Here is a 22,140-nt window from a genome sequence, read left to right on the forward strand (position 1 = left end):
ACTGAGTAGAGGGGGTTGTTCAAGAAGTCGAATGATGGCTGTCTGAATTCTGGCGTTCAAAAAATGACGCGTGATAAATAACTTTTGAAGTTTGCTGATGATCTTTTTAATGGTGTTGCGCGGGGTGCTAGATTGCTCCGCAAGAGTACTGTGCAGGTCATGGAGTTTGCATGGCGCGATCAAATCAGGCGCTGCAGTGAATAAACGACTTGGGGGAGTGTTTGTGTAATGGACGACTGTTGGAAGTTCAGGGGGAGAGTTGTGCTGGCGCACTGCAGTGCCTGCTTAATATGCAACAAAACCTTACTGTGAAGCCTGGTGCGGTTCACTGTGGGACCGCTGCATGCCTTGTATCCTGCAGCCTGTAGCAGAGGGCAGGGTGAGAGGCGGGCTCAGGGCCAGAAAAATGTTTGATTTTGCGTCCCGGGCTGGACCTTTTCCCGCAATGCGCAATCATTACTGGGTGGAAAACCTAAGGAGAGACGCATGTTCATTCGGTCATTGACCTTCGCTACTCTGCTCGCTGTCGCTGGCACCGCTGTGGCTGCCGACAACGACGGCCCACTGACCCAGGACCTGGGAAAATCACGGCCGTTGGTCGTGATCGCCCCCAGCACCGTGGACCCCACCCTGGTGAGCCTGAAGAAGTCCCTGGACGAGCCGGCGACCCGGCAAGCCTTCAACGAACGCCACATGGTCCTGTACACGGTGATCAACACCATCGGCCAGCGCGATGGCAAGGATATTGATCCGCAATCCACCATGGCCCTGATCCGCAGCCTCAAGCTGGGGGCCAGCGCGCAGACCAAGGTGATCCTGGTGGGCAAGGACGGTGAGAAGAAACTGGAGCACTCCGGGGCCATCGAACTCAAGGATGTCTTCGCCGCGGTCGACCAACTGCCGGCGGCAGAGGCACAGGCCGCCGCCCCGGCACCGGCCCCCGAGCCGCAAAGCAAAGCGACCAATGCCAAGGCGGGCAAGGCGACCAAACCTGCTGCGGCGCCCAAGGACCTGGACGACTGAGCCACGTGCAGCGCATGCCGGGGTGGGGTGTTGGCCGCGCCCCGATGCCGTTCAACGGCTGTGCAGGATCCGGCACAGGCGCTGGACGATCATCTCCACTTCAGACTCATCGATCACCAGCGGTGGCAGCAGGCGGATGGTCTTGCCCCGAGTGACGTTGATCAGCAACCCGTGATCCCGGGCGGCGATCTGCACCAGGTCCCGGGGCGGGTTGGCCAGGTCGATGCCGATCATCAGTCCCAGGCCACGAATCGCCAGTACTTCGCGATGCCCCTGCAATTGCTCCCGCAACCGCTGCAACAGCAGTGCGCCCTGGCGTTCGGCATTGGCCAGCAAGCCTTGCTCCTCGATGATCTCCAGTACCGTGCAGGCCACCCGGCAGGCCAGGGGGTTGCCGCCAAAGGTGCTGCCGTGGCTGCCCGGGGTGAACAGTTGGGCGGCCTTGCCCCGGGCCAGGCAGGCGCCGATGGGAATGCCATTGCCCAGGCCCTTGGCCAGGGTCATGACATCCGGCACCACGCCTTCGTGTTGGCAAGCGAACCAGCGCCCGGTGCGACCGATGCCGCTCTGGATCTCGTCGAGCATCAGCAGCCAGTTGCGCCGGGTGCACAACTCGCGCAGCGCCTTGAGGTAGCCCGCCGGGGGCAACTGGAGGCCGCTTTCGCCCTGAATCGGTTCCATCAGCAGCGCACTGATACGCGGGCCATGCAGGCTGATGGCTGATTCCAGGGCCGCCAGATCGCCAAAGGGCACCTTGAGAAAGTCTCCCGGCAAGAGGCCGTAGCCCAGGCGTACAGCGGGGCCGTCGCTGGCCGACAGAGTACCCAGGGTGCGGCCGTGAAAGGCGTTCTCCATGACCACCACCAACGGTTGTTCGATGCCCTTGTGCCAGCCATGCAGACGCGCCAGCTTGAGCGCGGTTTCGTTGGCCTCGGCGCCGGAGTTGTTGAAGAACGCACGATCCATCCCGGCCAGCCGGGTCAGCTTGGCGGCCAGTTGCTGCTGCCAGTCGATGCTGTACAGGTTGGAGGTGTGCAACAGCAGCCCGGCCTGTTCACTGATGACGCTCACCAAGCGTGGATGGGAATGGCCGACCCCGGTCACTGCGACCCCGGCGATGGCGTCCAGGTATTCGCGGCCGGCCGGGTCCCAGAGGCGGGTGCCCAGGCCCTTGCAGAAGCTTAAGGACAGAGGCTGGTAGGTGCTCATCAGGCAGGCGGCGGTCATGGCGGGTAACTCCATCTAGGGTGGGTGTGTTGCCAGTATCGTTAGCCACCACAGCTAGATAAACTCGCCATCTCTTTAATCATCTTCAAGTCAGGGTTGATAATGGATCTGTTCCAGGCGATGTCGGTGTACGTCAGGGTGGTGGAGGCGGGGAGCATGACTGCTGCTGCCCGCCAATGCGGGATGTCCACCACCATGGTGGGCATTCACCTCAAGGCCCTGGAGCACCGCCTGGGGCTGCGCCTGCTCAACCGCACCACCCGCCGCCAGCGCCTGACTGAGTTTGGCGCCGAGTATTACCAGCGCTGCCTGGCGGTGCTGGGGCTGGTGGCGGATTCCGAGCGCCTGGCGGAGCAGGTCCAGGACGAGCCGTCCGGTACCCTGCGGATCACCGCGCCGCTGACCTTCGGCACCGAGCGCCTGGCGCCGGCCCTGAGCGAGTTTCGCCACCGCTGCCCCCAGGTCAAGGTGGAACTGACCCTGGCCAACCAGCGTTTCGACCTGATCGATGGGGCCTTCGACGTGGCCGTCCGCCTGGGCAGCCTGGACACCACGGCGCTGATCGCCCGTCCCATGCAGGACTACACCCTGACCATTTGTGCCGCGCCGGAGTATCTGGAGCGTTACGGCACGCCGCAGGTGCCGGAGGATTTGCAGCAGCACAACTGCCTGGCGTTTGCCTACCCGGCCGGAGATGAGTGGAGTTCCACCGCCACCCAGTGGCCGCTGTTGGGCCCGGGCGGAGAGGTGCTGATAGCCGTATCTGGCTCGCTGCTGATCAATACCTCGTCTGGCCTGCATCGTGCGGCACGGGGCGGACTGGGGGTGGTGATGATGCCTGACGCCCTGGTCGAAGAGGACCTGCAGCAAGGGCGGCTGGTGCCGCTGCTACAGGACTACCAACTGCCCCGGCGCTCGATGCATTTGCTCTATGCCCAGGACCGCTACCGCCTGCCCAAACTGCGCAGCTTCGTCGATTTCGCTCTGGAGAAGTGGGGCCGGCCAGGCCTCAACAACGCCTAGGCCGACTCGCTGGCCAGCAACATCATGGCCGCTGACAGGGTGTGCCCATCGGTGATCTGGCCGGCGGCAATCATCGCCAGCAACTCCTGGCGACTGACCCACAGCAGGTTGTCCACTTCGCCATCAGTGGCGGCGGCTTGCTGCTCGCTGATCTGTACCCGGCACACCGCTACCGCGCTGGCGATCAGCGAGGTGTTGCTGTGCAGCAGGCCCAGCTCGACGACCTGCGACGCCTGCCAGCCGGTTTCCTCCAGCAATTCCCGGGCGGCGGCGTCACAGGCACTTTCCCCGGCGTCGATGGCGCCCCGGGGAAACTCGATGGACTGGCCGCCGATGGCCCGGCGCCTGAGGTTGACCAGCATCAACCGGCCATCGGCCAGGGTCGGCACGGCAACCACGCCATTCACTGCCTGGGCTTCCTTGATGATGAAATAGCCGTTCTCGCGGACCACATTGAAGTACGGGGTTTGCAGCAGGCATTGGCTGTCGGTGACGGAACTCATGGGCAGTATCACTCCAGAAAACAACGATCGAATAAGTACAGTTCGCCCGGCTTGAGGTGTTCCACCGTGGCTTGTGGGCGGCCGCCGTCACCGCTTTTCTTGCGCCCGGTGTCTTGCAGGTAACCGGCGTCGCTCATCTTCAGCAGGCGCTGGCGGATGCTGGTCTTGAGCACGGGCCGTTGCAGCACCAGGGAGAAGATGCTCACCGCCTCGGGGGCGCTGAATTCGTTGCCGAGAAACATCAGCGGCAGGCTGCTGTACAGGGATTTGGAAAACAGTCGCTCATGCACCTGGGTCACCAGGCTGTTGTGGTCGAATGGCAGCTTGAAAGCGCCGCTGGCGAGCTCTCCCAGGGCAAAGAAACCCTGTTGCGGGCCGGGTTCCACCGGGTCGCTGACAATGCCCAGGTAGAAGGTCGAGGACGACCAGCAGCGCGGATCGCGAAAGGCATCGCCGACAGTGCCCACCTGTTCCATCCAGGCCACGGGCATGTCGACCTTGGCAGAGCGGCGCAGTCGTTCGACCGCGTCCTGCAGGCTGCGGTCCTCGACATCGCCATTGACCACGATGCCCGGCAACGCCCAGTGCCCGGCGAAAGGTTCGCTGTCACGTTGATGAAGGAGAATTTCCAGGTCGCTGCGTTCGCGGTTATAGCGCAGCAGGCACAGGTCGATGGTGTGCAGGTAGGCGCTGGGGAGGGTGGGGCGGTCGTGCATATCAACTTCCGTGGGCGGCGTAGAGGCCGTAGTTTAGCGGATTCATTCCTGGTGCCAGCCATTGGCTGGGCGGTGTTTCGCCGCGGGCCAGGCATTGGCGCAACACCGTGCTGCGTACTCCCGGCTGTTCCTCGATACGCAGGATGGAAAAGCGCCTCAACAAATCTTCGCCGCGATAGAAGCTCGGCAACCGGCGCGCCACGTCTTCACCCACCACCAGCGCGATGCGTTTGCCGTCCAGGGCCAGGTCGTCCGCCAAACGCTGCAGCAGCGTGTAGCTGTAGACCGGGCCGGGGTCGGCCAGGGCCAGTTGTTGCTCCAGTCGGCTCACTGCCAGCTCCGCCGGGCATTCGGCTTGCAGGTGTTGGGTGATGGCTTGCAACCAGTTCGCACGCTGCCCGAAGTCGGCCATGCGCTTGCCATCCGGGTGGCGGAAGCTGGGCACCACTAGCACCCGACGGGCGTGGCGGGCGGCTTCGAGCATGACCCGGGCATGCCCGGCATGAGGTGGGTTGAAGGCGCCACCATAGAGGGCGAGTTCATACATCGGCTTTTCCTCACTGAGTACATGACATGTACTTTATCATTGGTTTTTCCAATGGGGTGATTTTTAAGCGCCTATATTTGTTTTGCTAATTGCTTTTCTGCAGATAAAAAATAAACAGGTGGGCTTGCATTGAAAGTACATGACATGTACTTTGTGTTCCATGCAGAGGAGAGACCCAGCATGAACAGCCAAACGATGAAGACCGCTTCTTTCGATGTTGATGCACAAAAAAGCTTCACCCCGCTGTGCCCGGACGAGTTGCCGGTGGCCGAGGGTGAGCGTATCGGTGGCGAGCTGAATTTCATTGCAACCCTGGCCAGCCTGCGCATCGGCAGCAAGGATGCTCACAGTCCACAGGCCCCCTGGGTAGTTGCCAAGCACGAGCAGATGCTGCAGCCGACCGGCCTGGAGCACGCCGACCTGACCTGGGTCAGCCACTGCGTACCGGGCACCGTGGGGTTCACCCTGTTGGACGAGTTGCCGAGCCCTTATGACTACGACTACTTCGTGTGGAAGGGCGTGGAGCCGGACTTGCACCCTTACGGCGCCTGCTACCACGACCTGCACGGCAAGCTCTCCACCGGGGTCATCGAGTACCTCAACAGCCAGGGCGTGCAACGGGTGATCGTCGGCGGCCTGGCCCTGGATTTCTGCGTCAAGACCACCGCCCTGCAACTGGCTGCCGCCGGTTTCAAGGTGATCCTGCATTTGCCGGCCTGCCGCGCCATCAGCGAAGCGGGTGCGACCCAGGCGATACATGACATGCAACAAGCGGGCATCGCGGTTACCGCGACTCGCGAAGAAACCGCCAGATTGGCCAGCGCATAAGGAAAGCCCCATGGAAAGTGCATTCGATCGCAACAACGGCGTGATCCAGAGCCTGCTGGACACCGACTACTACACCTTCACCATGATGCAGGCGGTGCTGCACCAGCACCCCAATGTCGATGTCGAGTATCAGTTCATCGTCCGTTCCAAAGAGTCCCTGGTGCACCTGATCCCCGAGATTCGCCAGGAGCTGGAGAAGCTGGCCGGCCTGCAGATGCGTGAAGGCGAGCAGCGCTTCCTGTTCAGCAAGAAGTTTCGCGAGTACCTGACACCGGATTTCGAACAGTTCCTTGGCCTGTTCCGTTTCAACCTGCGCTACATCCATGTGGCCGCTGTCGATGGCCAGTTGAGCATTCGTGTGCGTGGCCCGATGTTGCACTGCATCATGTTCGAGCAGCCGGTGCTGGCGATGGTCAGCGAGTTGCGCAACCGCGACAAATACCCGGAAGTGGAGCTTGCGGACGTCACTCGCCGGCTCTACCAGAAATTCGAATGGCTGGAGAAAAACGCTAGCCAGGAAGAGCTCGCCGAATTTCGTGTCTCGGACTTCTCGACCCGTCGGCGCCTGTCGTTCAAGGCCCAGCGCGAAGTGGTGAAGATCATGCGCAGCGACTTTCCCGGGGTGTTCGTCGGCACCAGCAACGCCCACCTGGCCTACGAGTTCGACCTGCCGCTGATCGGCACCATGGCCCACCAGTGGTTGATGGTGCACCAGCAGTTGGGCCGGCTGCGGGAAAGCCAGAACGCAGCCCTGGAAAACTGGGTGCGCGAGTACCGCGGCCGCCTGGGCATTGCCTTGACCGACTGCATCAGCACCGACTTTTTCCTCAAGGATTTCGACCTGTACTTCGCCAAACTGTATGACGGCCTGCGCCAGGATTCCGGTGACCCGATCGTCTGGGCCGACAAGGTCCTGGCCCGCTACCGCGAGCTGGGTATCGACCCGCGGACCAAGGACCTGATGTTCTCCGACGGCCTGAACTTCGAGAAATGCCTGCCGATCCTGCGCCACGTGCGTGGCCAGGCCAGGTTCGGTTTCGGCATGGGCACCAGCCTGGCTTGCGACGTCGAGGACGTCGAGCCACTGAGCATCGTGATGAAGCTGGTGCGGGTGCACGGCGAGCCGGTGGTGAAGTTCTCCGATGACCCGATCAAGAACGTTTGCGAAGACCCGTCGTTCCTGCGCTACGCGGCGCAGGTGTTCAGCGTCGACCTTGCCCACTCGCCCCTGGAGGCCTGATATGAGCAACCAAACCCAAGCACGCATTGCCCGGGAACTGGGCATCGATCGTCAACTGGCCCGCGGTGGCGAGGCGGGCGAAATCGCCCGCCGCGTAGCGTTCATCCAGCAGGTGCTGGGCGAGTCCGGTTGCAAGACCCTGGTGCTGGGCATCAGCGGCGGCGTCGATTCCCTGGTCGCCGGTCGCCTGTGCCAACTGGCAGTGGAGCAGCTGCGCGGGGCAGGGCACGAGGCCAGGTTTATCGCCATGCGCTTGCCTTACAAGCACCAGGCCGATGAGCGTGACGCCCAGGCGTCCCTGGATTTCATTCGTCCAGACCAGATCACCACTAGCAACATCGGTGACTGCGTTGACGCCCTGATGATCTCGATCCAGAGCGACGACCTGCAGCCCTCGGCGGCATTGACGGATTTTGCCAAGGGCAACGTCAAGGCCCGGGCGCGAATGCTCGCCCAATACGCCATGGCCAACTTCAACAACGGCCTGGTGGTGGGCACTGATCATGGCGCCGAAGCCTTGATGGGGTTCTTCACCAAATACGGCGACGGTGCCTGCGACCTGGCCCCGCTCTCGGGGCTGACCAAGAGCCAGGTGCGGATGCTCGCCGATGCCCTGGGCGCTCCCGGGTATCTGGTGCACAAAGCGCCCACCGCGGACCTCGAAGAACTGGCACCGGGCAAGCTGGATGAAGACGCCTATGGCTGCAGCTACCAAGAGATCGATGCCTACCTGATGGGTGAAACGGTGCCCGATACGGTGCGCAGCCTGATCGAAAACGCCTACACCCGCACTGCCCACAAACGCGCCTTGCCACGCACCCCTGCCTGAATTGAGCAGATTCTTGTCGGCGCTGGCTTGCCAGCGAAGAGACCCGCAACCCCGCCTCAACGGGCCAGGCTCTCAATCCGGCCATTTCCTCAATGCTGCCCGGCAGTCTTCTGTCAGCTCGGCCATGTGCTTTTGCACCTCTGGCCAACCCAGCATCTCCAGCGCCTCCCGGGCACCTTGGCGCAGCGGCTGCCATTGCCCATGCTCGAAGCCGTTGTCCTCAAGAGTCACTCCATAGGCTTGCCGGCATAAGGTTTCACAGGCCTGTAACAAGGCTTGCAATCGCAGGTGCAGTTGTGGCGCCAGATGCGCAGGAAAGTGCTGCACAAAGTGCTGCAGATAATCGAGATGGTGTGACCACAGATTGCACTCGGCGCAGCAGCCGATTGCCACTCGTTGCTGGTCCGCCTCCAGGGCCAGGAACTCCAGGGCCGGGCCCAGTTCGCCCACCAGGATGATCTTTGAGTATTGCTCCTGGCCGTACCAGGTCCAGATGTTCGAGGCGAGGGCGGCGCCGCGGTCACTGTGGTTCACGGAGCGACTCCGGCCTGCCACCAGCGTGGCCGTTTACCGCTGAAGGAGTGATGAGTCGGTATCAGCGCCTTGCGGTTGTTACTGTCGAATGTACCCAGCAGCAGGGCAATGGTCGGCTCATCGTCGATGGCCCCCAGGGAACTGCCGCATTGCGAACAGAACGCCCGGCTCGAATAGTCCGATGACCTGAAGGTGGCTGGCACGCCGCCGGGGCCGGTCCAGCTCACCTGCTCCCGGGGGAATTCGACCCAGGCCACGGTCAGCGCTCCGCTGTGCCGTTGGCACAGTTTGCACGAGCAGGTATGGGGGTTGGCGGCGGGGCCTCGGGCCTCGAAACGGATCTGCCCGCACAGGCAGCCACCCTGGTAGATCATTGCGGTCATCACGGCTTCCCTGGCGCGCTGCGAAATCGAAGGGCGACTCTAGCATGTCCGCCTGCTGGCGCGTCCCCCTCAACGGCTCGGGTTTCGTGGGTGTTGCCAGGGTGTTCGATGACGTAGCCCGAACCTCAGTCGCGCTCTGCCCGATTCAGGGCGTTGACCGCCGCGCCGGCCTTGTCCAGCCATTACTGCCGGGGTTGTGGGCCACGCCGATGTCGGGTTGCGCCATGAGGCTGATTTCAGCGTCATCGAGCCACACACACACACACACACACTGGGCCAACAGTGCCTTCGGCAACATGGGGCATGGCGAGCCTGATCCAAGCTCATCGCAAGGCTATGACTAAAGCTCATGGGCGCATGACTTTTAATGGTTACGGGCCCCCGCAAGCCCGGTGATACAACAGCGCCAACCCAGCTCATCCATAACAACAAAGAGCGTTTGCGCCATGACTCCATCTCTCCCAACCCGGTTCCCGGGTGACCGCTGCGCCCGTTCCGGGCTGCGCTCTTTGAGCTCTATGTTCGACCCGCTCCGGCCCCAGCGTCGCTGATCCGGTTCGTTCCTTTCCTCTGCGTCCTCAAAGAGTAAGCACCCATGACACCACTCGACCTGTATATCGGTGAAGGCTTCGAAGGCCCGGGCGTCAACGCCGCCCATATCAATATCCTCATCGGCCCGCGCAACGGTCCCGCCGGGCAGGCCTTCGCCAGCAGCCTGGCTTCGCCGAGCCAGGGCCACTGCCCATTCATGGTGATCGCCCAGCCGAACATCCCGGTCAAGCCCATGACCCTGTACGTGAACAAGGCGGCCATCGCCAGCGAGCTGCATGGCAACGCCACCTGGGGCGCGTCCCAGGCCGGGATCGCCAAGGCGGTGCTGGAGGCCTTGCTGGACGGCACCTTGCCGGCCGAAGCCGAAGACCAATGGGCCATCGTCACCGCCAACTGGGTCAACCCGGCCTGCGACGACCTGGATGCGGTCTACCTGAACAACTACAACGCCTGCCGCACAGCGATTCGCGCGGCCCTGGCCGGCAAGCCCGAACGTGCCCAACTGGTCGACGTGGTGAACCAGATCAGCAACCCGTTCTACACCCCCAAAGCCTGAGGAGCAGCGCATGCAATACATTCGTTTGGGCCATTCCGGCCTGCAAGTCTCGCGCCTGTGCCTGGGCACCATGAACATGGGCACTCCGGACTGGAAACCCTGGATCTTCGATGAAAAGCAAAGCGAGCCGATCGTCGCGCACGCCCTGGATCACGGGGTGAATTTCATCGACCTGGCGGATTTCTATTCCGCCGGCGTCGGTGAGCAAGTGGTGGGGCGCATCGTCAAGCGCCTGGCCCGCCGCGAGGACCTGGTGATCACCACCAAGGTCGGCTACGGCACCCGCAGCGGGATCAACGCCAGCGGCCATTCGCGCAAGCACATCCTCGACGGCATCGATGCCTCGCTCAAGCGCCTGGACATGGATTACGTCGATGTCTTCATGCTGCATTACTTCGATGTGAACACCCCGGTGGAAGAGACCATGAGTGCGATGAACGACATCGTGCGCGCCGGCAAGGCCCGCTACATCGGCGTGTCCACCATGCTCGCCGGGCAACTGGCGAAGATCCTCATGGCCTGCGAGCGCAACGGCTGGGTCAAGCCGATCAACATGCAGCTGCAACTCAACTGTGCCTACCGCGAGGAAGAGCGCGAGATGATCCCGTTCTGCCGCGACCAGGGCCTCGGCGTGTCGGTGTTCAGCCCGCTGGCCCGAGGGCTGCTCACCGGCGACGTGCAGTCGACCCGCAACCAGACCGACTTCTTCACCCAGCAGATGTACAGCGACGAAGCCTCGCTGCAGATCGCCCATTCGGTGCAGCGTGTGGCCCGTGCCCGTGGCGTGCCCAATGCGCAGATCGCCCAGGCCTGGGTGCTCAACCATTCGGGTGTCGATTGCATGCTGGTGGGGGCCGACACCACCGAACAGTTCGACAGTGCCCTGGCGGCCCTCGATACGCCGCTGGATGCCGAGGAGCTGCACGAGCTGGAACGCAACTACACCCCGTGCGATGTGATCAACGATTACACCGCAGGCTGTCGCATCCTGCGCAGTGCCCGTCCGGGCCTTGAGCGCTTCACCCTGACCGAGGCCGTGGCATGAGCACGCTGATCCGCAATGGCAACTACATCGATGGCCAATGGTCCCACGGTGGCCCCAGCTACCGGGTGTTCAACCCGGCCAACGGCGAGCTGATCGCCGAGGTACAGAAGGCCGGTGCCGAAGCCACGGACCTGGCCATCGCCGCCGCCAACCGCGCCTTGCCGGCGTGGCGCAAGCTCACCGCCAAGGAACGCAGCCAGAAGCTCAAGCGCTGGAGCGAGCTGATGCTGGGCAACCAGCGTGAACTGGCCACCTTGCTCAGCCGCGAGCAAGGCAAGCCGCTGGCCGAAGCCATGGGCGAAGTGGTCTACGCCGCGAGTTTTCTCGAGTGGTTCGGCGAGGAAGCCAAGCGCGCCTATGGCGACGTGATCCCCAGCCACAAGGCCGATGCGCGAATCATCGTGACCAAGGAAGCGATTGGCGTGGTGGCGGCCATCACCCCCTGGAACTTCCCGCTGGCCATGGTCACGCGCAAGGTCGGCCCGGCCCTGGCCGCTGGTTGCACGATGATCCTCAAACCCTCGGAAGAGACACCGTTGTCGGCCTTCGCCCTGGCGGTGCTGGCCGAACAGGCGGGTATTCCAGCCGGCGTGTTGAACATCGTTTCCGGTGATGCAGTGGCCATCGGTGGCGCGCTGCAAGCCTCCAGCGTGGTGCGCAAGCTGTCGTTCACCGGCTCGACCCGCACTGGCAAGCTGCTGATGCGCCAGGCCGCCGACACCCTGAAAAAAGTCTCCCTGGAACTGGGCGGCAACGCGCCATTCATTGTTTTCGACGATGCCGACCTGGATGCCGCGGTGAAGGGCGCCATGGCCTCGAAGTTCCGCAACACCGGGCAGACCTGCGTGTGCGTCAACCGCTTCTTTATCCAGGACAGCGTGTACGAGGCCTTCACCCGCAAGCTGGCAGACGCGGTCGCGGCCATGCGCGTGGGCAGCGCCTTGGACGGTGATACCGAGCAGGGCCCGCTGATCAACGCGGCGGCGCTGGCCAAGGTCGAGCTGCATGTCGGCGATGCGCTGGAGAAGGGTGCGACGTTGCTGTGTGGCGGTCGCCGGCATGCACTGGGCGGGACCTTCTTCGAGCCGACCATCCTCACTGAAGCCACCGGCGACATGCTCATCGCCCAGGAAGAAACCTTCGGCCCAGTGGCCGCCTGTTTCCGTTTCAAGGACGAGGCCCAGGTGCTGCAGCAGGCCAACGACACGCCCTTCGGTTTGTCCGCCTATTTCTACAGCCGTGACATCGGTCGGGTGTGGCGCATGGCCGAAGGCCTGGAGGCCGGGATGGTCGGGATCAACGAAGGGATCATCTCCACCGAAGTGGCGCCGTTCGGCGGGATCAAGGAATCCGGTCTCGGCCGCGAAGGTTCCAGGTACGGCCTGGACGACTACCTGGAGATCAAATACCTGCTGATGGGCGGCCTCTGAAGCCAGGCCCCTTGCCGCATACGGCTGCGGCAAGGGGTGCTCGACCCCGATTCATCTCTTATTCAAAAACAATAAACGGAGACGAACATGACCACCGCAACCGTCAAGATCGATGACCTGCCGATTGGCCGGTTCCACCTGAAGATCGCCGGGCTGACGTTCGGCGCGCACTTCACCGATGGCTACATTCTTGGCCTGATCGGCATTGCCTTCACCCTGCTCAGTCCGCAGATGCAGTTGGACGCCTTCTGGCAGGGGCTGATCGGCGCCTCGGCGCTGATCGGGCTGTTTATCGGCAGCCTGTTCTTCGGCTGGATCTCCGACCACCTGGGACGGCAGAAGATCTTCCTGGTCAGCTTCGTGCTGATCACCCTGGCCTCGGTGATGCAGTTCTATGCCGAGACCGCCATGGGCCTGTTTTTCTGCCGGGTGCTGATCGGCATTGGCCTGGGCGGCGATTTCAGCGTCGGCCACGCGATGCTCGCCGAGTTCGCGCCGAAAAAGCACCGCGGCGTGTTGCTCGGTTCGTTCAGCGTGATCTGGACCTTCGGCTACGTCGCCGCGACCTTTATCGGCACCGCCATGCTCAGCCTGGGCGATGACGCCTGGCGCTGGATGCTGGCATCCTCGGCGATCCCGGCCGGGTTGATCCTGCTGGCGCGCATCGGCACCCCGGAGTCGCCGCGCTGGCTGGTCAATCGTGGGCGCATTGCCGAGGCCCGGGCCATCGTGCACAAACACCTGGGTGCCAACGTGGTGCTCGACGAACAGCCCAGCGGCGAAAGCCGTTCCGGCTACGGGGTGCTGTTCAGCCCCGAGTACCGCAAGCGCACGGCGTTCAACTGCCTGTTCTTCGTGTGCATCGTCATGCCGTACTTCGCCATCTACACCTTCTTGCCATCGATCCTGCAGAAGATGGGCCTGGCCGAAGGCTTCGGCACCGAGTTGATGCTCAACCTGCTGTTGATCATCGGTGCGCTGATCGGCATCTGGTGCACGGTGAAATTTTCCCGACGGGGGTTTTTGATCAACTCCTTCATCATCCTCGCCGTGGCATTGCTGCTGTTGGCGGTGCTGCCGGGCAGTGCGGCCTGGCTGATGGTGCTGCTGTTTGGTGTTTTCACCCTGGTGTTGTCGGCGGTGAGCAACCTGGTGGGGGTGTTCCCGGCAGAGAGTTTTCCCACTGAAGTGCGCGCCAGCGGCATCGGCCTGGCCACCGCCATCAGTCGCCTGGGTTCGGCCATCAGCACCTTTCTGCTACCGGTGAGCGTGGCCGGGATCGGCCTCAGCCCAACCATGGCCATCCTCGCGGCGATCCTTGCCCTGGGTGCCTGGATCTCCTGGGCCTGGGCGCCGGAAACCAAGTCCCTGACGTTGAGCCAGGCGTGTAGCGTGCACAGCCCTGAACCTGTCGCCAACCTGCCCAAGGTCGTCGCGCCGATCTGATATTGCAGGAGCCGGCTGGCCGGTGAAGAACGCCTTGAGCCTTGTGCGTTGTTGAGCGACGTCGTTGCTGGCAAGCCGCTGGCGGTCGACGCTGCGCGGCGAGGTTCAAGGGTTGCTCACCAGGCTCAGCCATTGGGTGAACAGCCGCACCTTGGACAACCCCTGCCGATCACTCGCCACCTCAAGCCAATAACCGTAAGGGCCGATCACTTCTACCGGAGTGATCGGCAGCAGGCGTCCGTCCGCCAGTTCCCGCTCGATCATCTGCCGGTCGATCACCGCCAGCCCGCCACCGGCCAGGGCGGTATGGATCACTTGGTCCAGGGTGCTGAACTCAAGGCCCGCTTGGGCGTCGACATCGTCCCGGCCCATGGCCGCCAGCCAGTTCTCCCAGACCCGCAGGCGCTTGCCGTCATGCAGGATGTGCAGCAGGGGAAAGCGGCGCAGGTCCGGTGCCTGGCCGGCACTGAACAGCTCCGGGCTGGCCACCGCGATATGCCGCTCCATCACCAGCAACTGGCTGTGGCAATGCGTGGCGGCGTGCATGCCGAAACGGATCTCACAGTCGATTTGCGCCGGGCTGTCATGGCTGTTGTGCTGGGTCACGCTGAGGCTGATGTCCGGGTAGCGCTGGCAGAAGTCGCGCAACTGCGCCGACAGCCAGCGGGTGGCCCAGGTTGGCGGCGCGACAATCCGCAGGCGTTGGCGCAGGTTGGGCACGCGCAATGCTTGCAGCGCCCGTTCCATGTGATCGAAGGCCTGCCCCAGGTTCGGCGCCAGGGCTGCGCCGGCCTCGGTCAGTTCCAGGCCTCGCGGGTTGCGGCTGAACAGCGCCACGCCGAGGTAGTCTTCGAGTTGCTTGATCTGGCGGCTGACTGCGCCCTGGGTGACGTTGAGCTCCAGGGCGGCCTGGCTGAAGCTGCGGTGGCGGGCGACTTCTTCGAAGACCCGGAGCATGTTCAGGGAGGGCAGTTGACGCATGGCGGGCAGACTCCGCACCTGGCGCCAGGAAGGAGCGGCCGAGCCTGGCAGGCGGGGCGCTGGACGTGGCGGGGCAGGCTTATTGTTGTTGTAAGGCGCTTGTTCAGCGCGCCCATCTTACCCTGTAGCCGCCCTTGGAGGGTGCTGGCTTGCCGGCCAAGAGGACCTTGAGATCGCCTTCGCCGGCAAGCCGGCTCCTACAGGGTTTCCGGCGATATCCCTGTCAGCTGTAGGAGCTGGCTTGCCAGCGAAAGGGCCGGCAAAGATTCAGAAGTAGTAGCCAATATTCACGTACAGCTGGTTTTCCCACTGGTTGCTGCCGCCGGGGCCCAGGCTCTGGGCATAGCTGCTGCCGCCGATGTAGGGATCGTTCTTGCCGAACAGCCACTCGGTGGCTACCCACAGTCGGCTCAGTGAAAACGAGCTGCCAAGGATCATCCGTTGCGAGGTCTGGTAGCCGCTGGCGGATTTATCGAAGGCGCTGTAGTTGGTGTACAGCTTGATCCCGCTGACCTGGTCGAACAGGTACTTGCCGTCCACCGCATAGCTCAGGTCGGCGACATACAGGTTGCCGCGGCTGGCGACGTTGAAGGTGCCGTCATAACCGCCCAGGGTCACCAGCTCGTCGGTGCCCGGATTGCGCGGCGACATCTGCTGGCGCGCCGCCTGCAACTGCACGCCCCAGGGCCCGTTCTTGCCCAGGTAGTGCAGGGCCAGGGCATTGCGCCGGCCATCGTGGCGGGTGTCGTTGTTCTTCAGGGTCGAGGTCAGGCCGGAGACCCCGACTTCCGAGGCCCAATCCCCCAGTTGCACGGCCCTGGCCAGCCGCAGCACCAGGGTGTTGCGTTCACGGTTGTCACTGCCATCGGCCACGTAGTGGTCGGCGGAGGACACCACGCTGGAGTAGGTACGGCCGTTGCTGGTGCCCTTGCCTTGCCAGGCCGGGCGCAGGTAATAGCCGGCCTGGAGATTCCACGCGCCGCTTTGCTGGATGTACTTGGCGCCGACCTGCTCGATGTCTTCCAGGCCCACCACGTTGCCCAGGGTTTCGAAAAAGCTACTGCCGAAATACGGCTGCAGGCCGAAGGGGATCTGGTTCAGGCCGACCTGCACCTGCTGTTCGGGGGTGAAGCGGTAGCCGATCCAGGCGCTTTCGGCGAAGGCGATGTCGCCGACCTTGTCGGTGTAGCGATAGGGGTAGGCGCCGCCGTAGAAGCGGTATTTGGCGGCGCCGATCCAGGTGTCGGAGGCGTACTTGGCACTGAGGATCGCGGTGTCGAAGTTGAAGGTCTGGATGTCCCGGTCCGGGTCATAGTCCCAGCGTGCGCGAACCGCGCCGCCCAGGTCCAGATGATCGCTGACCTGCACCGCCAGGGCGGGGGCGGCGAGGCTGCCCAGCAATGGCAGCAGGGTTAGCTTGCAGAGAGTGCGGGCGCGAGGATGGCGCATGGGGTTTTCTCCCGGATTGTTATTGTTTTGGGGTGCGTCGAAACCGGTCGCGGCAAAGGCTGCAACCAAAGGCGCACACAGGTAGTGGGGGGATGCACTGGCAGTAGCTGTCAGGCAGTGACAGCCGCCAGGGTGCAGGCGTGGCAGGGTGAGTGAGGCATGGGCAGGGCTCGTGTTGTTGTTTTTTTAAGGTGCTCGCAGTGTTGGCATCCGCAGGTGGCGCGACAAACGATTTATTCGGTGCCTGAGCATGCGTAAAACGCATGTTAGCCAGTTGGCTGGCGACGCCGTGGCGTGCGATGCTTGGCGCCCCTCAGCCGCTGTCAGCGAGAGACTGCCGTGAAACGCAAGATGCCCGCGCTCAATGCGCTCAAAGCTTTCGAAGTCGCCGGCAGCACCGGCAGTTTTACCCGCGCCGCCGAGCTGCTCAACGTCACCCAGAGCGCGGTCAGCCGCCAGGTCCGGCAGTTGGAGGAACAGCTCGGGGAAAGCCTGCTGCAGCGCCGCCATCACCACCTCGAATTGACCAGCGCCGGGCGCGTGCTGTTGCGGGCGCTGCACCAGTCCTTCGACAAGATCGAGCTGACCTTGCGCGGCATCCAGCAGCAATCCCACACCAATCGCCTGCACCTCAATGTGCCGCCGACCTTTGCCAGTCGCTGGCTGCTGCCGCGCCTGGGGCGCTTGCGCGAACAGCATCCGCAGTTGCAGTTGAGCCTGAGCACGCGCCTGCAGGACAGCCTGGTGCAAACCAGTACCCTGGATTGCGCGATTCGCTTCGGCGACGGTGAATGGGATGGCCTGGACAGCTCGCTGCTGTTCCAGGAGCGGCATATCGCGGTCTGCGCGCCATCGCTGCTGGCCCGTGAATCGACCGAGCAGGGCATCGACCTGACGCGCATGACGCTGCTGCATGTGCTGGCGCGCGAAGACCAGCGCTACCTGACCTGGAAGCACTGGCTGGACGCTGCGCGGATCAGCGGTGTCGACACTCAGGGCGGCTATGAATTCGACCTGCTGGACCTGGCCATCCGCGCCGCGGTCGAGGGCCTGGGGGTGACCATCGCCGACTGGCACATGGTGGCTGCGGAGTTGGCGGCCGGGCAGTTGACCCAGGTGCGCAATGTGCATGTGGAAGGCCATCAATCCTACTGGCTGGTGACCCGCCCGGAGCAGACCCAGATGCCGCAGTTGCAGGTGTTTGGCCAATGGCTGCAGGAAGAGATCTGGTTGGCGCAACGTCAGCTAGAACCTTCTACCGCCTCGACGCCCCTGTAGGAGCAGGCTTGGCCAGCTCAGGCCTGGGCAAGGGCCACGCAAGGCTCAAGGGGCGCTTCGCCGACCAGGCGGCTCCTGCAGGGATGAGGTCAGTAACATGCGTTTTTCGAATGTTCTATCGCGCAATTAATCGTTTGTCCTGATCGCGGCGGACGACAAGACTGCCGGCACTCACATAACAACAACCCGAGTGCCCAGCCATGCCGTATCCAGTCCTTGTCGATTGCCTGTCGCCGCGCCTTGTCCGTCATTTTCATCGTTGCCCGCAGGCCATTGACCGGCCCGCAGGCGCCGCCGCTGTGTCCGCTCGAACCTCCCAGACCCTTTGACCGCCGGGCCTGGATCGCCTCCAGGCTGCCTGCGCCACCTTTCTGCCAACCACGGGGCCATCTCCATGCGACTCGAGCGAAATTTTGTTAACGGTCACTTCATCGAACCTGCCAGCGACGCTTTGATCGCGGTCTACGATCCGGCCACTGAAACCTCGGTGGGCCAAGTCTCGGCGGCCACCCAGGAGGAGGCGACGGCTGCGGTGCTTGCCGCGGCCAAGGCACAAAAGCCGTGGGCGGCGCTCACCAGCATCCAGCGTGGCGATTACCTGCGCGCCCTGGCCGATGCCCTGGAGGCGCGCGCCGAGGCCATTGGCCAGGCCCTGGCCGCCGAGTCCGGCAAGAGCCTGCTGGACGCCAGCAACGAGGCCCGCTACGCCGCACAGATCACCCGCTACCACGCCGAGTGGGCACGGCGTATCGAAGGCGAAATCATCCCCAGCGACAGCCCCGACGAAAAGCTCTTCCTGCACCGCGAAGCGATTGGCGTGGTGGCCTGCCTGATTCCCTTCAACTACCCGGTCTACACCTTGCTGCGCAAGGTCGCGCCGGCGCTGATCGCCGGTAACACCGTGGTGGTGCGCCCGAGCAACAACACGCCGATCTCGGCCTTCGAGATTGCCCGGGCGGTGCAACAGGCCGGGCTGCCGGCCGGGGTGGTGAACATCCTGACCATGGATCACGCGACCGCGGCCACGGTTTGCACCCACCCGGCGGTGGGGATGATCACCCTGACCGGTAGCGTCAACGCCGGGCGCATCGTGCTCGACTACTGCAAGGCCAATATCGCCAAGCCGTCCCTGGAACTGGGGGGCAAGACCCCGGCGATCATCGAGGCCGACGCCGACCTGGAGCTGGCGGCCGCAGCCATCATCGGTTCCAAGACCACCCACTGCGGCCAGCTGTGCACGGCGGTGGAGCGGGTCTACGTGCATGAAAGCGTGCATGAGCGGTTCCTGGCCTTGCTCAAGGACCAGATCAGCGCCGTGAAATTCGGCGACCGCCGCCAAGACCCGAGCTTGATGGGGCCGCTGGTCAATGCCGCGGCCCAGGCCAACATCCACGCCCTGGTACAGCGCGCCGTGGCCGACGGTGCGGTGCTCGAAAGCGGTGGTGTACTGCCCGCAGGCCCGGGGCATTTCTACCCGCCGACCCTGCTCAGCGGTTGCCGTCAGGACATGGAGATCGTCCAGGAGGAAATCTTCGGCCCGGTGCTGCCGGTGCTCAAGTACCGCGATATCGATGAAGCCCTGGCCCTGGCCAATGATCACCAGTTCGGCCTGTCCTCGGTGCTCTACACCGAGAACTACCGCACCGCGATGAAGGTTGCCGGGGCCATCGAGGCCGGCGAGCTGTACATCAACCGTACCCCGGCCGATCCCTACCAGGGTTATCACGCCGGCTGGAAACGCTCGGGGCTGGGCGGCGACGACGGCAAGCACGGCATGCTCGAGTTCACCCAGACCCGCCTGGTGGTCATGCCGTTCTAAAGACCGCTGCAGGTTCCAAGCGGCAAGCTTCAGGTGCAAGCGGTGCATGAGCTTTTGCCGCTTGAAACTCAAGGCTTGCCGCAGCTTCACCCCCTAATAACAACAATGAGGGCGCCGGATACCGGTGCCCGAGGGCACAGTCATGTCTAAACACGCCGGCGCTGCTGGGGTCCAGGCTTCTGCAGCGTTGCCATTGGGCAGCCGCGACACACGCAGCCGCTACGTTCAATTGATGCTACTGGTGCTGGCGGCGGGGGCGATCTACCCGATCCTCTACCTGCGCCAGGTCTACCAGACCACCATGCTCGAAGTGTTGCAGATCAACCACAGCGAGCTGGGTTACCTGTACTCCATGCTCGGCACGATTTTTCTCCTCAGCTACTTGCCCAGCGGCTGGCTGGCGGACCGCATCGCTCCGCGCTTCCTGATCTTCTTCTCCCTGGTGGCCACCGGTGCCTTGGGCCTGTGGTATTCCACTGCACCTTCGATGAGCGGGCTGATGATCATCTTCGGCTGCTGGGGCCTGAGCACCGGCCTGACCTTCTGGGCCTCGGTGCTCAAGCGGGTGAAGATGATCGCCCGGCACTCCGAGCAGGGGCGTTTCTTCGGCATTCTCGATGGCGGTCGCGGCCTGGTGGAAGCCTTGCTGGCCACCGTGGCCCTGGGGCTGTTCGCATTGGCCACCGAGACCCGCGGCGAGTCGACGGCCGAGGGGTTCAAGCAGGTGGTGTACCTGTACTCCTTCACCTGTATCGCCATTGGCTGCGTGCTGGTGTTGCTCAAGGACCCCAAGTCCATGGCGGACACGGCGCCGGTGGAGCAGGGCAGGTTCAACCTGCTCAGCGACCTGGCGACCCTGGTGAAGATCCCCGAACTGTGGCTGGTGACCGCCATCGTGTTCTGCGGTTATCACATCTTCTGGGCCACCTACAGTTTCTCCGATTACCTGCAGGGCAACGGCATGACCGCAGTCATGGCCGGCACCATCACCACCATCAAACTGTGGATGCGCCCCCTTGGCGGCATCGGCGGCGGCTGGCTGGGCGACCGCTATTCCAACATCTCGGTGCTGATCTTTGCGCTGTTGCTGGCAACGTTGGGGATTGTCGGGCTGATCCTGTTCCCGGCCCTGGGCAGCCTTGGGCTGTTGATCGCTACGGTGATCTTCATCGGCCTGATGACCTATGCGATTCGCGGGTTGTACTGGGCGATCCTCGACACCTGCCAGATTCCGCTGCGCATCACCGGCCTGGCCATTGGCATCGTCTCGGTGGTGGGCTACCTGCCGGACACGTTCATTCCGTTGATCAACGGCTACCTCACCGAACACTTTCCCGGGGCCCTGGGCTACCGCCTGTATTTCGGCTACATCGCCGCGGTCGGCGCCCTCGGAACCCTGGCCGCGATTGCCCTGCGGGCACGCGTCAACCGTTCAACCCTGAAGCAGAAGGCAGGTGCCTGAGATGAAAATTGTCGCCCTTGAAACCCATATCGTCGCCGTACCGCCGCCGCATATCGGTGGCATGTACTGGCTGTTCGTCAAGCTCAGGACCGCTTGCGGCATCGAAGGCGTGGGCGAGATCTACGCCGCCACCTTCGGTCCCAAGGCGATGTTGCCGATCATCGAGGATGTGTTCCAGCGCTACCTGCTGGACCAGGACCCGCACCACATCGAGCGCTTCTTCCGCCAGGCCTATTCCAGCGGTTTCACCCAACGTCCGGACCTGACCATGATGGGCGTGGTCAGCGGCCTGGAGATGGCCTGCTGGGACATCATCGGCAAGGCGGCGAACAAGCCGGTGTATGAACTGCTCGGCGGCAAGGTCCACGAACGCCTGCGTTCCTACACCTACCTGTACCCGCTCAACAGCCGCGGCGAATACGACTATGACGACCCGGACCTGGCTGCCGAATGTGCAGTGCAGAACATGCAGCAGGGCTTTACTGCGCTGAAGTTCGACCCGGCCGGCCCCTACACCGCCTACTCGGGGCACCAGTTGTCCCTGGAAGTGCTGGAGCGCTGCGAAACCTTCTGCCGCAAGATTCGCGAGGCGGTGGGCAATCAGTGCGACCTGCTGTTCGGTACCCACGGGCAGATGGTGCCGTCGTCGGCGATTCGCCTGGCCAAGCGCCTGGAGAAGTACGACCCGCTGTGGTTCGAAGAGCCGGTGCCGCCCGGCCAGGAAGAGGCCATGGCCCAGGTCGCGGCCAAGACCAGTATCCCGATTGCCAGCGGCGAGCGCCTGACCACCAAGTACGAGTTCTTCAAGCTGCTGCAGGCCGGTGGCGCTTCGATCCTGCAAATGAACGTAGCGCGCTGCGGCGGCCTGCTGGAGGCGAAGAAGATCGCCAGCATGGCCGAGGCCTACTACGCGCAGATCGCCCCGCACCTGTACAACGGCCCGATTGGCGCCGCGGCGAGTTTCCAGCTGGCGACCTGCACGCCGAACTTCCTGATCCAGGAAAGCATCATGACCTGGGGTGGCTTCCACGCCGAGGTACTGACCAAGCCCCTGCAGTGGGAGGACGGCTACATCATCCCGTCCACCGAGCCGGGCCTGGGGGTGGAGCTGAACATGGAGGTGGTACGCCGGCACTCGCCCTACAGCGGCGAACGCCTGCACCTGCAAATGGCCGCCACCCCGGCCGACGTCAAGGACACTTCCCCGGCCAGGGGCTGAGGCATTTTCCCGCCGATCCCGGACGGGGCATGGGCAGCCGCTGGCGGCTG

At 63.5% G+C, this 22,140-nt stretch carries 21 protein-coding genes; 13 read left to right on the plus strand and 8 right to left on the minus strand.

What is annotated here, in order from left to right; translation table 11 throughout:
• Positions 1 to 486: 486 nt before the first annotated feature.
• Positions 487 to 1,023, plus strand: a complete 537-nt coding sequence (locus GV819_RS27285) for a DUF4174 domain-containing protein (protein ID WP_161759147.1) — start codon at positions 487 to 489, stop codon at positions 1,021 to 1,023.
• Between the two features lie 51 nt (positions 1,024 to 1,074).
• Here the strand turns inward: GV819_RS27285 and GV819_RS27290 are convergent, their stop codons facing one another.
• On the minus strand, positions 1,075 to 2,250 hold the full coding sequence (locus tag GV819_RS27290; RefSeq protein WP_161759148.1) for an aspartate aminotransferase family protein: 1,176 nt from the start codon (positions 2,248 to 2,250) through the stop codon (positions 1,075 to 1,077).
• A gap of 102 nt (positions 2,251 to 2,352) precedes the next feature.
• Here GV819_RS27290 and GV819_RS27295 point away from each other — a divergent pair, with 102 nt between their 5' ends.
• The gene (locus GV819_RS27295; RefSeq protein WP_161759149.1) at positions 2,353 to 3,273 is read left to right on the plus strand and encodes a LysR family transcriptional regulator; all 921 of its coding nucleotides are present in this window, start codon (positions 2,353 to 2,355) and stop codon (positions 3,271 to 3,273) included.
• On the opposite strand, the gene GV819_RS27300 is transcribed toward GV819_RS27295, so the two are convergent.
• The 3 genes from GV819_RS27300 to GV819_RS27310 are packed head-to-tail and all read right to left on the minus strand — an operon-like array spanning position 3,270 to position 5,039.
• Positions 3,270 to 3,776: an NUDIX hydrolase gene (locus GV819_RS27300; RefSeq protein WP_161759150.1), complete on the minus strand. Its 507-nt coding sequence runs from the start codon at positions 3,774 to 3,776 to the stop codon at positions 3,270 to 3,272. The two genes, GV819_RS27295 and GV819_RS27300, sit on opposite strands and share 4 nt — an antisense overlap.
• A gap of 8 nt (positions 3,777 to 3,784) precedes the next feature.
• The gene (locus GV819_RS27305) at positions 3,785 to 4,492 is read right to left on the minus strand and encodes an NUDIX hydrolase (RefSeq protein WP_161759151.1); all 708 of its coding nucleotides are present in this window, start codon (positions 4,490 to 4,492) and stop codon (positions 3,785 to 3,787) included.
• A 1-nt stretch (position 4,493) separates the two neighbouring features.
• Complete coding sequence (locus tag GV819_RS27310) at positions 4,494 to 5,039, minus strand: adenylyltransferase/cytidyltransferase family protein (RefSeq protein WP_161759152.1); 546 nt, start codon at positions 5,037 to 5,039, stop codon at positions 4,494 to 4,496.
• A gap of 180 nt (positions 5,040 to 5,219) precedes the next feature.
• Here GV819_RS27310 and GV819_RS27315 point away from each other — a divergent pair, with 180 nt between their 5' ends.
• The 3 genes from GV819_RS27315 to nadE are packed head-to-tail and all read left to right on the plus strand — an operon-like array spanning position 5,220 to position 7,936.
• Positions 5,220 to 5,867: an isochorismatase family protein gene (locus tag GV819_RS27315; protein ID WP_161759153.1), complete on the plus strand. Its 648-nt coding sequence runs from the start codon at positions 5,220 to 5,222 to the stop codon at positions 5,865 to 5,867.
• Between the two features lie 10 nt (positions 5,868 to 5,877).
• Positions 5,878 to 7,107 carry a nicotinate phosphoribosyltransferase gene (gene pncB, locus GV819_RS27320; RefSeq protein ID WP_161759154.1) on the plus strand — a complete coding sequence of 410 codons (1,230 nt, stop codon included), beginning with the start codon at positions 5,878 to 5,880 and terminating at the stop codon, positions 7,105 to 7,107.
• Between the two features lies 1 nt (position 7,108).
• A complete protein-coding gene (gene nadE / locus GV819_RS27325) occupies positions 7,109 to 7,936 on the plus strand; it encodes an ammonia-dependent NAD(+) synthetase (RefSeq protein ID WP_161759155.1) in 828 nt (275 codons plus the stop codon).
• A gap of 72 nt (positions 7,937 to 8,008) precedes the next feature.
• Here the strand turns inward: nadE and GV819_RS27330 are convergent, their stop codons facing one another.
• Both GV819_RS27330 and GV819_RS27335 read right to left on the minus strand, forming a co-directional pair.
• A complete protein-coding gene (locus GV819_RS27330; RefSeq protein WP_161759156.1) occupies positions 8,009 to 8,470 on the minus strand; it encodes a hypothetical protein in 462 nt (153 codons plus the stop codon).
• Positions 8,467 to 8,853 (minus strand): GFA family protein, encoded by a 387-nt coding sequence (locus tag GV819_RS27335; RefSeq protein ID WP_161759157.1) that lies wholly within the window; start codon positions 8,851 to 8,853, stop codon positions 8,467 to 8,469. Before GV819_RS27335 ends, GV819_RS27330 begins: the two co-directional genes overlap by 4 nt.
• 595 nt (positions 8,854 to 9,448) lie before the next feature.
• Between GV819_RS27335 and fae the strand changes: the two genes are divergently transcribed.
• From fae to GV819_RS27355, 4 genes are all read left to right on the plus strand, one after another.
• Positions 9,449 to 9,961 carry a formaldehyde-activating enzyme gene (gene fae, locus GV819_RS27340; RefSeq protein ID WP_161759158.1) on the plus strand — a complete coding sequence of 171 codons (513 nt, stop codon included), beginning with the start codon at positions 9,449 to 9,451 and terminating at the stop codon, positions 9,959 to 9,961.
• A 10-nt stretch (positions 9,962 to 9,971) separates the two neighbouring features.
• Positions 9,972 to 11,006: an aldo/keto reductase gene (locus tag GV819_RS27345; protein ID WP_161759159.1), complete on the plus strand. Its 1,035-nt coding sequence runs from the start codon at positions 9,972 to 9,974 to the stop codon at positions 11,004 to 11,006.
• Positions 11,003 to 12,436, plus strand: a complete 1,434-nt coding sequence (locus GV819_RS27350; protein ID WP_161759160.1) for an NAD-dependent succinate-semialdehyde dehydrogenase — start codon at positions 11,003 to 11,005, stop codon at positions 12,434 to 12,436. Before GV819_RS27345 ends, GV819_RS27350 begins: the two co-directional genes overlap by 4 nt.
• Positions 12,437 to 12,523: 87 nt before the next feature.
• Positions 12,524 to 13,882: an MFS transporter gene (locus tag GV819_RS27355; RefSeq protein WP_161759161.1), complete on the plus strand. Its 1,359-nt coding sequence runs from the start codon at positions 12,524 to 12,526 to the stop codon at positions 13,880 to 13,882.
• Between the two features lie 105 nt (positions 13,883 to 13,987).
• Here the strand turns inward: GV819_RS27355 and GV819_RS27360 are convergent, their stop codons facing one another.
• Together GV819_RS27360 and GV819_RS27365 are read right to left on the minus strand one after the other, a co-directional pair.
• Positions 13,988 to 14,863 (minus strand): LysR substrate-binding domain-containing protein, encoded by an 876-nt coding sequence (locus GV819_RS27360; protein ID WP_161759162.1) that lies wholly within the window; start codon positions 14,861 to 14,863, stop codon positions 13,988 to 13,990.
• 267 nt (positions 14,864 to 15,130) lie between these two features.
• Positions 15,131 to 16,312, minus strand: coding sequence for a hypothetical protein (locus GV819_RS27365; protein ID WP_161759163.1), 1,182 nt, complete (start codon positions 16,310 to 16,312; stop codon positions 15,131 to 15,133).
• A gap of 339 nt (positions 16,313 to 16,651) precedes the next feature.
• Here GV819_RS27365 and GV819_RS27370 point away from each other — a divergent pair, with 339 nt between their 5' ends.
• From GV819_RS27370 to GV819_RS27385, 4 genes are all read left to right on the plus strand, one after another.
• A complete protein-coding gene (locus GV819_RS27370) occupies positions 16,652 to 17,590 on the plus strand; it encodes a LysR substrate-binding domain-containing protein (protein WP_161759164.1) in 939 nt (312 codons plus the stop codon).
• 394 nt (positions 17,591 to 17,984) lie between these two features.
• On the plus strand, positions 17,985 to 19,409 hold the full coding sequence (aldA, locus tag GV819_RS27375) for an aldehyde dehydrogenase (RefSeq protein ID WP_161759165.1): 1,425 nt from the start codon (positions 17,985 to 17,987) through the stop codon (positions 19,407 to 19,409).
• A gap of 142 nt (positions 19,410 to 19,551) precedes the next feature.
• Entirely contained in the window at positions 19,552 to 20,871 is a 1,320-nt protein-coding gene (locus GV819_RS27380) for an MFS transporter (protein ID WP_161759166.1), read from the plus strand.
• Between the two features lies 1 nt (position 20,872).
• Positions 20,873 to 22,090, plus strand: a complete 1,218-nt coding sequence (locus tag GV819_RS27385) for a mandelate racemase/muconate lactonizing enzyme family protein (protein WP_161759167.1) — start codon at positions 20,873 to 20,875, stop codon at positions 22,088 to 22,090.
• The last annotated feature ends 50 nt before the right edge of the window (positions 22,091 to 22,140 follow it).

Origin of the sequence: Pseudomonas sp. Fl5BN2 (assembly GCF_009908205.1) — a bacterium.
Taxonomy (GTDB): Bacteria; Pseudomonadota; Gammaproteobacteria; order Pseudomonadales; family Pseudomonadaceae; genus Aquipseudomonas.

Coding starts and splice junctions, on each gene's coding strand:
- GV819_RS27285 (WP_161759147.1), top strand. CDS start 487: ATGTTCATTCGGTCATTGACCTTCGCTACTCTGCTCGCTGTCGCTGGC.
- GV819_RS27290 (WP_161759148.1), bottom strand. CDS start 2,250: ATGACCGCCGCCTGCCTGATGAGCACCTACCAGCCTCTGTCCTTAAGC.
- GV819_RS27295 (WP_161759149.1), top strand. CDS start 2,353: ATGGATCTGTTCCAGGCGATGTCGGTGTACGTCAGGGTGGTGGAGGCG.
- GV819_RS27300 (WP_161759150.1), bottom strand. CDS start 3,776: ATGAGTTCCGTCACCGACAGCCAATGCCTGCTGCAAACCCCGTACTTC.
- GV819_RS27305 (WP_161759151.1), bottom strand. CDS start 4,492: ATGCACGACCGCCCCACCCTCCCCAGCGCCTACCTGCACACCATCGAC.
- GV819_RS27310 (WP_161759152.1), bottom strand. CDS start 5,039: ATGTATGAACTCGCCCTCTATGGTGGCGCCTTCAACCCACCTCATGCC.
- GV819_RS27315 (WP_161759153.1), top strand. CDS start 5,220: ATGAACAGCCAAACGATGAAGACCGCTTCTTTCGATGTTGATGCACAA.
- pncB (WP_161759154.1), top strand. CDS start 5,878: ATGGAAAGTGCATTCGATCGCAACAACGGCGTGATCCAGAGCCTGCTG.
- nadE (WP_161759155.1), top strand. CDS start 7,109: ATGAGCAACCAAACCCAAGCACGCATTGCCCGGGAACTGGGCATCGAT.
- GV819_RS27335 (WP_161759157.1), bottom strand. CDS start 8,853: ATGACCGCAATGATCTACCAGGGTGGCTGCCTGTGCGGGCAGATCCGT.
- fae (WP_161759158.1), top strand. CDS start 9,449: ATGACACCACTCGACCTGTATATCGGTGAAGGCTTCGAAGGCCCGGGC.
- GV819_RS27345 (WP_161759159.1), top strand. CDS start 9,972: ATGCAATACATTCGTTTGGGCCATTCCGGCCTGCAAGTCTCGCGCCTG.
- GV819_RS27350 (WP_161759160.1), top strand. CDS start 11,003: ATGAGCACGCTGATCCGCAATGGCAACTACATCGATGGCCAATGGTCC.
- GV819_RS27355 (WP_161759161.1), top strand. CDS start 12,524: ATGACCACCGCAACCGTCAAGATCGATGACCTGCCGATTGGCCGGTTC.
- GV819_RS27360 (WP_161759162.1), bottom strand. CDS start 14,863: ATGCGTCAACTGCCCTCCCTGAACATGCTCCGGGTCTTCGAAGAAGTC.
- GV819_RS27365 (WP_161759163.1), bottom strand. CDS start 16,312: ATGCGCCATCCTCGCGCCCGCACTCTCTGCAAGCTAACCCTGCTGCCA.
- aldA (WP_161759165.1), top strand. CDS start 17,985: ATGCGACTCGAGCGAAATTTTGTTAACGGTCACTTCATCGAACCTGCC.
- GV819_RS27380 (WP_161759166.1), top strand. CDS start 19,552: ATGTCTAAACACGCCGGCGCTGCTGGGGTCCAGGCTTCTGCAGCGTTG.
- GV819_RS27385 (WP_161759167.1), top strand. CDS start 20,873: ATGAAAATTGTCGCCCTTGAAACCCATATCGTCGCCGTACCGCCGCCG.